This is a genomic window from Flavobacterium sp. AJR (assembly GCF_002156885.1).
Taxonomy (GTDB): domain Bacteria; phylum Bacteroidota; class Bacteroidia; order Flavobacteriales; family Flavobacteriaceae; genus Flavobacterium.
The window spans coordinates 1-12,869 of the sequence record NZ_NCWQ01000102.1; the positions used below are offsets into that span (position 1 = coordinate 1).

General features: G+C 31.2%; 11 protein-coding genes. 3 read left to right on the forward strand and 8 right to left on the reverse strand.

The features are described from left to right. Positions 1-17: 17 nt before the first annotated feature. On the forward strand, positions 18-548 hold the full coding sequence (locus B8T70_RS20735; protein ID WP_086896083.1) for an ORF6N domain-containing protein: 531 nt from the start codon (positions 18-20) through the stop codon (positions 546-548). A gap of 180 nt (positions 549-728) precedes the next feature. Here the strand turns inward: B8T70_RS20735 and B8T70_RS20740 are convergent, their stop codons facing one another. From B8T70_RS20740 to B8T70_RS20765, 6 genes are all read right to left on the reverse strand, one after another. Continuing rightward, the gene (locus B8T70_RS20740) at positions 729-1,499 is read right to left on the reverse strand and encodes a glycosyltransferase family 2 protein (RefSeq protein ID WP_086896084.1); all 771 of its coding nucleotides are present in this window, start codon (positions 1,497-1,499) and stop codon (positions 729-731) included. Further along, the gene (locus B8T70_RS20745; RefSeq protein ID WP_039113306.1) at positions 1,499-2,851 is read right to left on the reverse strand and encodes an exopolysaccharide biosynthesis polyprenyl glycosylphosphotransferase; all 1,353 of its coding nucleotides are present in this window, start codon (positions 2,849-2,851) and stop codon (positions 1,499-1,501) included. The genes B8T70_RS20740 and B8T70_RS20745 overlap by 1 nt, the downstream gene beginning before the upstream one ends. Next, complete coding sequence (locus B8T70_RS20750) at positions 2,852-3,835, reverse strand: UDP-glucuronic acid decarboxylase family protein (protein ID WP_035620191.1); 984 nt, start codon at positions 3,833-3,835, stop codon at positions 2,852-2,854. 139 nt (positions 3,836-3,974) lie between these two features. Then, positions 3,975-5,654, reverse strand: coding sequence for a hypothetical protein (locus B8T70_RS20755; protein WP_039118619.1), 1,680 nt, complete (start codon positions 5,652-5,654; stop codon positions 3,975-3,977). A 30-nt stretch (positions 5,655-5,684) separates the two neighbouring features. Then, a complete protein-coding gene (locus B8T70_RS20760; RefSeq protein WP_086896085.1) occupies positions 5,685-7,172 on the reverse strand; it encodes a GH3 auxin-responsive promoter family protein in 1,488 nt (495 codons plus the stop codon). A 3-nt stretch (positions 7,173-7,175) separates the two neighbouring features. Beyond that, on the reverse strand, positions 7,176-7,694 hold the full coding sequence (locus tag B8T70_RS20765) for a hypothetical protein (RefSeq protein WP_039113303.1): 519 nt from the start codon (positions 7,692-7,694) through the stop codon (positions 7,176-7,178). Positions 7,695-7,902: 208 nt separating this feature from the next. On the opposite strand from B8T70_RS20765, the gene tatA reads away from it, so the two are divergent. Next, positions 7,903-8,085, forward strand: a complete 183-nt coding sequence (gene tatA, locus B8T70_RS20770; RefSeq protein ID WP_035620201.1) for a twin-arginine translocase TatA/TatE family subunit — start codon at positions 7,903-7,905, stop codon at positions 8,083-8,085. Positions 8,086-8,154: 69 nt separating this feature from the next. Here tatA and B8T70_RS20775 read toward each other — a convergent pair whose 3' ends face one another. After that, on the reverse strand, positions 8,155-10,278 hold the full coding sequence (locus B8T70_RS20775) for a Tex family protein (RefSeq protein WP_086896086.1): 2,124 nt from the start codon (positions 10,276-10,278) through the stop codon (positions 8,155-8,157). 98 nt (positions 10,279-10,376) lie between these two features. Then, positions 10,377-11,195: a BRO family protein gene (locus B8T70_RS20780; RefSeq protein WP_086896087.1), complete on the reverse strand. Its 819-nt coding sequence runs from the start codon at positions 11,193-11,195 to the stop codon at positions 10,377-10,379. Positions 11,196-11,277: 82 nt separating this feature from the next. Here B8T70_RS20780 and B8T70_RS20785 point away from each other — a divergent pair, with 82 nt between their 5' ends. Then, positions 11,278-11,589: a DUF1294 domain-containing protein gene (locus B8T70_RS20785; protein WP_086896088.1), complete on the forward strand. Its 312-nt coding sequence runs from the start codon at positions 11,278-11,280 to the stop codon at positions 11,587-11,589. Positions 11,590-12,869: the final 1,280 nt, after the last annotated feature.

Here is a 12,869-nt window from a genome sequence, read left to right on the forward strand (position 1 = left end):
TTTTTTAATTAAAACTCATGGACGATCATTCTTTACTTTCTGAAGAAACTATTTCTAACAAAATATACTTTATCCGCAATCAAAAAGTAATGTTGGATAGCGATTTAGCTTCACTTTATGAAGTTGAAACTAAAAGATTAAATGAACAGGTAAAAAGAAATTTATCTCGATTTCCATTAGATTTTATGTTTCAACTAACTGAATTTGAGTACGATTCTTTAAGGTCGCAAATTGCGACCTTAAAGAAAGGACGTGGTACACATCAAAAATATTTACCTTCTGTGTTTACTGAACATGGTATTCTAATGTTATCAAGCATATTAAAAAGTAACAAAGCAATCCAAACCAATATTCAGATTATGCGTATTTTCACGAAAGTGAGACAAATGCTTTTGGACACCACAGAGATTAAGGTTGATATCTTACAGATTCAAAAGAAATTAGAGAATCACGATAAAAATATTGAATTGGTTTTTTCTTATTTGGATGAATTAACAGAGAAAAAAGAAGACGGAAATAAAAGAGTAAAAATTGGATATAAAAAATAATTCTCTTATTCTTCAAGCTTACAAGTTGTGACCTTAAAAACTTGATGTCGCAAATTGCGTCTTCAAGTTTTTCTCAAAGACTTACTAAAAAAGAATTTAAAAATTGGAGGTCACAAATTGCGTCTCCAATTTTCAAACAAAAAATAATACTTCAAGGCCTCAAATTGCGACCTTGAACAATTATAAAAAATATGTCTTCATATATCTTGGTTTAATAACCAATTGTGTGAACAAAAACCGAGTCATATAGATACAGGAAACCACAAAATTAAACCCATGGAATCGTCTGTAAACACCAAAATTATGTTTTATTAACTTGAACTTTGAAGATGAAATAGAATTTTTTCTTATTCTGTAATAAGCCAAATATTCAGGAACAGGTTTTGCTTCTTTGATTTGTTTTAAAATTGTGAGCCACAAGCGCCAATCTTGCCTTTTTTGAGTAGCTTCTATTCTTATTTTTCCGAAAAATTCAACATCATAAATTGCAGTTAAGTTCCCTACATAGTTGCAAAAAAACAATTGTTGATAAGTCAGTTTTCGTGGAGCTTCTATCTTTTTATTTAAAACATTACCTTCTTCATCAATCCACTCATAAAAACTAAAAGTAAAAGGTAAGTTCTCATCTTTTAAGAACTGTAATTGAGTTTCTAATTTCAAAGGAAACCATAAATCATCTGCATCAAGAAACGCTATATACCTTCCGGTTGCTTTATCCAAAGCTATGTTTCTGGCAAAACCATTTCCTGAATTTTTTTCTAATTCAGTTAGTTTTATTCGATTATTGTCTTGAGCAAATTCTTTTATTATTGCTACTGTATTATCTGTCGAGGCATCATCTACTACAATGATTTCCCAGTGAGAATAACTTTGGTTAAGTACTGATTGTATTGTAGAGCGGATGAAATTTTCGCAATTATACGTAGGGATTAAAATAGAAACTAAATCCATTAATATGCTTTTTCATCGCCTTTGAGCGTATTATAAACGGTATCAAAAATGATTTTTATATCTAATAAAATAGACCAATTTTCCATATAAAAGATATCATATTTTACGCGATTGATAATGTCTTTGTCTGTTTCGACTTCACCACGAAAACCACTCGTTTGGGCTAATCCTGTAATTCCTGGCTTAACAAAATGACGCACCATGAATTTATTAACCTGTACAGCATATCTTTCGGTATAACTAACCATGTGCGGTCTTGGCCCAACTACCGACATATCGTTTTTTAGAACATTGAAAAACTGAGGTAATTCGTCAATGCTGGTTTTCCTCATAAATCTACCAAGTTTAGTAACCCGAACATCATTTTTAGTAATCTGATTTAAATGAGCTACATCATTCAATTTCATTGATCTAAACTTATAACAATCAAACTCTTTATTATTAAGTCCGTTTCGTCTTTGTTTAAAAAATATAGGTCCTTTGGTTTCTAATTTTATTAAAATGGCTAAAATTGGTGTTAACCAGGAAAGTAGTCCAATTAAAATTGTTAAGGAGAAGACAATATCAAAAGCACGTTTAATAACTTTATTAAATTTATCATCTAATCGAATATCTCTTAGTTTTATAACTGGTATATAGTCATAATATTCGAACATGAAATTTCTGAAAAATATTTGTTTTTCGTCAGGAATAAATTTTAATGTCTTTAAATTATTATCTGCAAAATGAATAATATCTCTCATTTGTTGTTGAGATAAATCGGTCATAGAGCAATACATTTCATCTATTTTATGTACTAAAACAAAATCCAGCATTTTATTAATATGATCTTCCTCTTCACTTTCAATATCAAATATATGAATCAGTTTATAGCCGTAATCCAGATTTTCTGTGAAGAAGTTTTGCAGCGGGGTAACACTTTTGCTATTTCCCATTAAAACAACTCGTCTGGAATTACCTCCATAAAGAACTCTATATTTTTTTAGGAAAAAATAAACAGAAAACTTAATTGTTAGTATCACCAGGAAAGATGCGCTAATGAATACTATCACTGCAGGTAAGCTTATTTTTTGAGAATAAAAATAAGCTATTGCAAATGTTATTAAGCTAAATAAAACATACTGACTGAGTGCGCAATTTAAGATTGCAATTACTTTGGTATATCTATATACTTCATAAAAACCTAAATGAACTGCGATACACAGCCAAGCGACGCTTAAAGCTATAGGAAATGCTATTTGGTTAACAGGAAAATCAATTATATAAACCGCAAATACATTGATGATAATTAAATCTATCAAATATGAAAAGGGTCGGATATAACCTGAATATCTTCCTGTTTTTGTCCGCATTTATCTTATATAGTTTGAAAAATCTTTATGTTCCTCTTTAGAAAGTTCTTCTTTAGAAAGTGATTTAAAATAATCATATGTGATTTTCATACCGTCGGCACGATTTACTTTTGCTTCCCAACCAAGTAATTCTTTTGCCTTTGTAGTATCTGGTTGGCGCTGTAATGGATCGTTTATTGGTAACGGATGGTAAACTACTTTTTGGTTTGTTCCTGTAAGTTTTATAATTTCTTCAGCAAAATCTTTAATGGTAATTTCATCTGGGTTTCCAATATTAACCGGATACACATAATCTGAGTGTAGTAATCTGAAAATTCCTTCTACCTGATCATCTACATAACAAAATGAACGAGTTTGCATACCATCGCCAAAAATCGTTAAATCTTCTCCACGAAGTGCCTGACCAATAAAAGCAGGAATTACACGACCATCATTAAGTCGCATTCTTGGCCCATAGGTATTAAAAATACGCACTATTCTGGTTTCTACTCCATGAAATGTATGATACGCCATGGTAATCGATTCTTGAAAACGTTTAGCCTCATCATAAACACCACGTGGTCCTATTGTATTTACATTACCATAGTATTCTTCTGTTTGTGGGTGAACCAAAGGATCTCCATAAACCTCAGATGTTGAAGCTATCAAGATTCTTGCTTGTTTTACTCGAGCCAATCCTAGTAAATTATGTGTTCCTAATGAACCTACTTTTAAAGTTTGAATAGGAATTTTTAAATAATCTATCGGGCTTGCTGGTGAAGCAAAATGTAGTATATAATCTAAATCTCCAGGAACATGTACAAATTTTGTAATATCGTGATGATAAAATTCGAAACTTTCAAGTTTAAATAAATGCTCGATGTTTTTTAAATCACCAGTAATTAAGTTATCCATTCCGATAACATAATAACCTTCTTTTATAAAACGGTCGCAAAGATGTGAACCTAAAAATCCTGCTGCTCCTGTAATAAGTATTCTTTTCATTGTATTTTTTGTATGTGGTAAATGTAATTGAATTTATAAATTACATTCTTTAAAATATTGTAATCTAATCTTTGCGATAACATCAATCGCAAATTTGTTTTTATCAAGGGTACAAAAGTACCCTTGTATACTAATGTTATTATTTTACGTTAAAAATCTGCTCAAGAATTTTTATCGTAATCAAATATGTTGGTTTTACACCTGTTGTTCCTAATCCTCCAGAAGCCAAAGTACTTCCTGTTTCTAATGGGTTATCTGATGCATAATAAGCATATCTAACTTTTATATCATGCGGAACGCTTTTTCTAATTTTTGAAGCCGATTGAATTGCTTTTTGGTAATATGATCCTTCCATTTCCAGACCAATAACGCTCCAAGTCGATTCGTGAAAGAATTTTAATAAATCACGGTTTTGTAATGATGTTCCTAATACGGTAACCATTGCTCCTTCAAAAACTGCAATATCATTTCCTTCAAACATTGCTCCTTTTAATTCATTCTCGAAAAAGTAATTATCTGCAGTTCCTTCATTTATATGTGCTGTCGGAATCATGATATCTCCTTTTCCACCTTCTAGAATACCTGCTTTACCCATAATCGAAACCGATTTTACGTTAAGTAGTGTGTCTTTTTTATATGGTTTTAATAACTCATCGATTGTTTCATAAGCTTGTTCTCCAAACGCATAATCCATAACTATGATTACTGGTTTTTTATCTCCTAAATCGGCTTTTGGAAAAGCTGTTTTTGCCCAATCAATCTTAGCCGTATCAAATATTTGTACGTCGATATTTGTTCCTGAAGTATCCAGTAACGAAATCATTCCGTTTTTCAAGGCAATTGCTTCAACATCTTTACGTATTGCATTTGCCCCCGATTTACTTAATTCTTCATAAATAAAGAAATCAGACTTGTCCTTGAACTTAGTTTTTAAAACTGGTGTTGCAAAGATAGAATTCATTACACTATGCATATTAGCACTTATAACATGTATAGGACGGTCAAGAAGCGCATTTGCTTTTAAAACCTCCTTGATGTTTGTTGCCCAGATTTCTCCGTGAATATGGTGTCCTAAACGCTCTCGCAAAATAGGACTGAATGTAATTGTACGTTTATTATTCTCAACAACTTCTTCGATTGCTAGTTTTCCTAACCAGTAAATGATATGTAAGAACCTGTCTGGTTCAGCTTCTGATCCAAAAGCATCGTAGATATTAAGAACGTCTTCAAATGTTCTTCCTAAGATATTTGCAACATGCGATATTGCTTTCTCTTTCTCTACAAGTGGTAACTTTTTGGTTTGCATTACTGCAAGTTCAAGTTTTAACCAATCGCGTGAAACTTCGCCTCCATCATCTAATAAAACTCTGTTTCTGATTTTATGAGATTCGATAAAGATAAAAGTCAAATGCGTTAAAATATCATAGATATCAGAACGACCACGAGTAATTTCCACGTTCATTTGCTCCTCGTCGATTCTATAACAATTTCTTCTTCTTTTTGGAGGAACAATCGCTTGAAAATGCGATTTAGAATATCCTTCATCTGAAGTTAAATTAATAAAACGACATTGTTCAATTCCTACCGGAAGTCGTTCTATAACATATAAAAGTCCGTTAAGTTCTACTTTCTCTTCGGCAATATTTCCGTAAATTTCTGGTCGTAAAGCTAATAATGCTTCACGTAATGTATCGCCCGAGATTCCCATTGGTTTATAAAAACCTCTGTTAAACAAATGGCGCATTGTAATGTACATTTTTTCGATAGCAGCTGATGATTCTTGTGCTCTTGATCTCGAAATGTTTTTTGATTCTTTCATGCTTAATATATTTTTTGAAACTTTTAAGTTTTATTCATTTTTTAATGCGTCTGCTATATCTCTGTTATTAGACAGTCGCGGAATTTTGTTTTGTCCTCCTAATTTCCCTTGAGATTTCATATAATCCTGGAAACCATTTTTAGTAACTTTAGTTATCACAACCTTTTGCAAAATATTTCCAGTAATTAAATCGTCGTAATAAATGTTTTGCTTTCGCATAGAATCATCTATTGCTTCGGCGAAAGTTAACATATTTTCTGGTTCATTTTCAAATTCTACAAACCATTCGTGATAAGGTAATCCTTCGGTTGGATTTATTTGTGGTGCAACAGTAAATTCATTTATACGGATATTGGTATTTTCCATGGCTTCTTTCATAGCGTTTTCGACCTCATTACCAATAACATGCTCTCCAAATGCCGAAATATAATGCTTGATTCTTCCCGATACAATAACTCGATGCGGATATAAAGATGTAAACTGAACGGTATCTCCAATATTATAACCCCAAAGCCCGGCATTTGTAGATATAATCAAGACATAATTTATACCTAACTCTACCTCTCCTATTGTTAATCGTTTTGGATTTTCGCTAAAGAACTCATCTGCTTTTATAAACTCATAAAAAATTCCTGAGTTCAATAACAAAAGCATCCCTTTAGATTTTTGAGAATCCTGGTAAGCAAAGAACCCTTCCGAAGCTGGAAACAACTCAATACTATCTACTTTTCTTCCTATAAGGTTTTCAAACTTCGCGCGATAGGGTTCGTAATTAACTCCACCATAAATAAAGAGATTAAAGTTTTTAAACAAATCCCCTACTTTCTTTCCGCTTTTCTCTTCTAATCGCTCAAAATACATTTGTACCCAAGACGGAATTCCCGAAATAATAGTCATATCCTGATCTATTGTTTCACCAACAATTGCATTAATTTTAGTTTCCCAATCTTCAATACAATTAGTTTCCCATGATGGCAAACGGTTTTTTTGGAGATATTTTGGCACAAAATGAGCTGCAATACCCGATAATCGACCTAGTTTTATTCCGTTTTTTTCTATCAATTCAGGACTTCCTTGCAAGAAAATCATTTTACCATCTACAAAATCAGCATTTCCCGTTTCATGAATATAATGCAAAATCGCATTTCTTGAAGCTTCAATATGATATGGCATTGATTCTTTGGTAAGCGGAATATACTTTGCTCCCGAAGTTGTACCAGATGTTTTAGCAAAATAAAGTGGTTTTCCTTTCCAGAGAATATCTTTCTCTCCTACTCGTACTTTGTCTATATATGACTTTAAATCTTCGTAATCTCTTACAGGTACATAGTTTTTAAAATCCTGAATGGTTTTTATTTTATCAAAGTGATGATCTTTTCCAAACTCAGTATCTTTTGCCCCATTTATCAAACTCTTAAAAACCTTCATTTGAGTTTCGACAGGTTTTTTGGCCCAAGCCTGTGTATTGTTATAAATTTTGCTGGCAAATAATTTTGCAGCGACTGATTTTATAGACATTCTTTACTTTTGTTTTTTATCACTTTTATTCTTTTTAACAGAACTAGTATTTTCCTTTTTTTCTTCGTTTGCCACTTCCTCACGCAGTTTTAATTCCTCTTCGGATGGGGCTAAGTTTACATCTTCCTCTTTTACTTCAACACTCGACAAGATTGAATCTTTGTTAAATTTAGCATATTCTAATTGGCCAGTAAGCACTTTTTGAATAGCTTTAATATAAGTTTCATTTTTCTTTAATGCCACCGTTAATGAGTCAGATTTTAGAGCTAATTCGGTTGCATTTCTCTTTAATTCTGTTGATGAATATCCTGGTATAAATTCTCTTAACGGAGTAAATGCTATAATAAAAGTTGTAATTAATATTAAAAAAATTGCTCCAAGAGTGGCTACTACAAAAACATTCATGAGGTTAAGTTTGAAAGAAAAAATTTCTTCAAAAGTATCTTCGTTCAAAATAACCAAACGGTTTTTGACAAACAATTTCTTTCTAAACTTGATTCGTTTTAATTTTTTCTCAGACATCGTGGTACTTTAATTGACAAATATAATAATTAATACTGTTGATAAAACGGACAAAATGCAATAGGACTGCCTTTAAAATAGGTTTTTATTAAATATTTAACTTAACTAGAAATAAATTTTTTATAATAAAACCAATTCATATTAACTAATTCTGTATACCTTTGCTTTTATTATATACAAATTTGCTCCGGCAATTAATTATTCAATCATGGGAAGATTAGGTGTTACAGAAATCCTTGTTATATTAGCAGTTGTTTTATTACTTTTTGGAGGTAAAAAAATTCCAGAATTAATGAAAGGTTTAGGTAGTGGAATTAAAGAATTCAAAAACGCTGCTAAAGACGATAACAAAGAACCAGCTGATAAAAAAGAAGAAGAAGAAAAAAAATAGACTTATTAGTTCTCAAGTCTTAAAATTCGAAATCCCAATATATTTATTGGGATTTCGAATTTTTTTGTTTTATAATATCATCGTCAACTGAATACGCTTTCTATCCTCATCAACCTCAGTTACTTTTACATCTACATGTTGATGTAGTTTTACTACTTCGTTTACATCGCTTACAAAACCAGCTTTAAGTTGAGAAATGTGAACCAATCCGCTTTCTTTAACACCAATGTCAACAAAACAACCAAAGTTGGTGATGTTATTAACAATTCCAGGTAATATCATTCCAGTTTTTACGTCTTTTATCGTTTTTACATTCGGATCAAATTCAAAAACCTTAGCCGATTTTCTAGGATCCAAGCCTGGTTTTTCTAATTCTTTAATGATATCCTTTAATGTTAATAAACCTATTTCTGGCGTGATATAATTCTCTGGTTTAATTAAAGCTGTTCTTTCTTTATTAGCAATAAGATCATTAACTGTTAGTTTTAAATCTTTAGCCATCTTTTCAACAATACCGTATGCTTCAGGATGTACTGCCGAATTATCTAATGGATTTTTAGCATTGGTGATTCTAATAAAAGCAGCTCCTTGTTGATATGCTTTATCTCCTAAACGAGGTACTTTTTTTAATTGTTTACGATCTTCAAAAGGACCATTTTCCGAACGATATTGTACAATATTCTCGGCAAGCTTCTCTCCTATTCCACTCACATAACTTAATAAGTGCTTACTCGCAGTGTTTATGTTTATTCCCACCGAGTTCACACAACGAATTACGGTATTGTCTAGTTCTTCCTTTAATTTTGATTGATCAACATCATGTTGATACTGTCCTACTCCAATAGCTTTTGGGTCAATTTTTACCAATTCTGCCAATGGATCCGAAAGTCGTCGCCCTATAGAAACCGATCCACGAACCGTAACATCATAATCAGGAAACTCTTCACGAGCAATTTTAGATGCCGAATATACCGAGGCTCCAGCCTCAGAAACTATAAATACCTGAACTGGTTTATCAAACGCGATTTTTTTGATAAAGAACTCTGTTTCACGTGAAGCTGTTCCGTTACCAATAGAAATTGCATCTATTTTATAAGAGTTTACCATCGAGCGAATTTTTTTCATCGCCATAGCATCTTCATGTTGTGGTGCGTGCGGATAAATAGTTTCATTGTATAACAAATCTCCTTTTTCGTCCAGACAAACCACTTTACAACCACTTCTAAATCCTGGATCAATAGCTAAAATTCGTTTTTCCCCAAGTGGCGGTGCCAATAATAACTGTCCTAAGTTATTAGCAAAAACCTGAATAGAATTAGCATCAGCTTTAGCTTTGGCTTCTTGCAAAGTCTCATTCCCTATAGCAGGATTCAACAACCGTTTATAACTATCCTCAATCGCTAACTGTATATGTGGTGTGGTGTTATTTTGTCCTTTTATAACCAGTTCATCAATAACATCATAAGCTTCGTCAATATCAACTTCCACTTTCATTTTTACAAATCCTTCGTTTTCAGCACGAAGCATTGCCAATAATCGGTGTGATGGTGCTTTTGTCAATGGTTCTGACCAATCGAAATACTGATTGAACTTTTGCGCATTTTCATCATCTTTCTTAGTCTTTACAACCTTGGTTGCAATTGTCGATTTACGTTGGTATAATCTACGTAATTGCTTACGAACGTAAATATTTTCGTTAATCCATTCGGCAATGATATCACGAGCTCCTTGTAAAGCAGCTTCTTCGTTTATAACATTCTCATTAATATATTGAGTCGAGATAAAATCAACATCATCATTGCCTTGCGACATGATAATTTTAGCCAACGGCTCAAGTCCATTTTCACGCGCCACATCGGCTTTTGTTTTTTTCTTCTTTTTAAACGGAAGATAAAAATCCTCTATCTCTTGTAAATCAAAACTTTGTTCTATTTTTTGTTTTAATTCTGGTGTAAGTAACTTTTGTTCTTCTATCGACTTTAAAACTGCTTCTTTACGTTTTACAATAACTTCATAATCTTTTTGGAGTTTTGCAATTTGCTCAATTACAACTTCATCAAGATTTCCTGTTGTATCCTTTCGATATCTTGAAATAAACGGAATTGTGCAATCTTCCTCTAATAATTTAACTGTGTTTTGAATGTTTATTGCAGCTGTTTGAACAGATTTGGCAATGAATTGAATATTAGTCATTCTTATTTAATTTTAACCGCAAAGATGCAAAGTGTTTTACAAAGTTTGCAATGGTTTTTGTTATTTACTTTTTAACGTTGTCAAAATTGAATTCAACTTTACTTTAGCCTTTTTTTATCTGGAGCCAAAAAGTTTTCTCCTGTTACTACGCTTTTTCCTGTTTTATCTTCTAAGGCTAAACGTGCATTTTTTGCAATAGCGCCTCCTTTTTTGCTTGCTTTAGCATTCTCTACAAGTCCTACAGCTTCATCACTTTCAGCAATTTGTCGGGTAGAAAGCTCAGCTAAAGCGGTAAAAATTAATTCCGCCTCAGACATATGATCTCTCAAATTTTGAGATTTTAATCCTTTTACTTCCTTGTGTTTCTTTACAGATAGTCCAGTCCATTCTTGGTGAATAATGTTTGTAAGCATCGCAAATTCGTCCTTCTTCTCTACTCCAGATTCTTTCCAATAATCAGTCAATTTATTACGAGTCTCCTGCCCTGTCATTCGCTGTTGAATCCATTTCTCACTACGACCTAAATTTTGCCAATTTTCGCGGGCGCGATCTAAACTTTGAGCTGGATCAGCCAATTCTTGAATTCTTTCATATCCTACTTTAGCCAACCACTGTTTAAAAGGTTCAGCTTTTGGAGAAGGAATAGATTGAATTAAACGCAATAAAGTTTCAGTATCTGCAGTGTCTGTCAATCTGTTTTTTCCATCATCTGCAAGCATTTTCAACTGTACGATTTTATCGTACGCTTCACTTCCTTCTGTTTTTAACTTCTTTTTTAAGTCAGTCCAATACCTTTTAGGAATTGTACTTCCAGTTAAAATCTGAATCACATCAATTACCGAGAAATACCAAATTTCATTTTCAGCATCATAATGGCTTCTTACTTTTTTTTGCTCAAATAATTGTACTGGACCCATTGATTATGAATTACATTATTTATATTCTTCACTTAAATTTTGATTCGACTAAAATAATATCTTTGTTTTTAATTTTAAGCCAATGAAAGTTTTATTAGTGTATTTTTTTGTCGTAAATAGTATTGCCTTTATCTTAGCTGGGTACGATAAATATTTAGCCGTTAAACATAAACGCAGAATTTCCGAAAATATGCTGTTTTCAATAACTGCTATTGGAGGTTGTGTTGGTTTGTTATTGGCAATGCTATTGTTTAGACATAAAACGAGTAAACCATCGTTTATGATAAAATATGCAGGTATTATCCTCCTTCAGGTAGTAATCGCTTTCCTTATATTTTTTTATTACTGTGATACAGAAACTCTTGTTTGGTTTATGGTAAGTGACAATAAATAGTATTGTTTTTACATTGTTGATAACTCCATAATATACTATTTATCAAATAATTAAATCCAAATTTTTAAAAAACTTACTGATACTAATTCTGGTATATTCATTATTAACAATGTTATTACTTAGATATAAAATGAGTAAACTTCCTTTTATAACATCATCCTAGAACTGTCCTTGATTATCACAATCTAAAAAGGGAAGCTTTACAAATAGAAATCAATTAATAAATAGTATTGTTTTTACGTTGTTAACAACTCCATAATATACTATTTATCAAATAATTAAATCTAACATTATTTAAAATTAACTGATACTATTTCTGGTATACTCATTATTAACAATGTTATTACTTAGATATAAAACGAATAAATCTCCTTTTATAACAACATCTTAGAACTGCTCTTGATAATCATGATCTAAAAAGTACTGTTTTGTATATATAATCCGTTATAAATAGTATTGTTTTTTTGTTGTTAATAACTCAACAACATACTATTTATCAAACAAATAAACCTTTTTTTTTCAAGATTTTCTTATACTATTTCTGGTATATTCATTATTAACAATATTATTATAAAGACATAAAACCAGTAAATCTCCTCTTATAACAAGATCCTAGAACCGTCCTTGATAATCACAATCTGAAAAACATTGTTTTACACATAGAATCGATTAATAAATAGTATTGTTTTTATGTTGTTAATAACTCCGCAATCTACTATTTATCAAATAATTAAATCTAAAATTTTTAAAAATTTACATATACTATTTCTGTTATATCCATTATTAACATTGTCATTGCTTAGATATAAAATGAGTAATCTTCTTTTGTAACAACATCCTAATACTGCCCTTGATAATCATAATTTCAAAAACACTGTTTTACATATAGAACTGATTAATAAATCGAGTTGTTCTTATGTTGTTAATAACTCCATAAACACTTATTTATCAAATAACTAAATAATATTTTTATACTAAAATAGTAGCACTGCCCTTGAATAATTACAATCTAAAAAGTGTGGTTTTGTATTTAGAATCTAATTAATTAATAGAGTTGTTTTCACATTGTTAACAACTCCATAAATACTTATTTTTCAAACAATTAAATCATATTTTATACTAAAAATACTAGAACTGTCCTTGAATAATTACAATCTAAAAAGTGTGGTTTAGTATTTATAAGATAATTAATAGAGTTATTTTTTCGTTGTTAACAACTCCATAAACACTTATTTATCAAATAATTAAATCTAAAATTTTAAAACAAAAAAGCCGGGTGA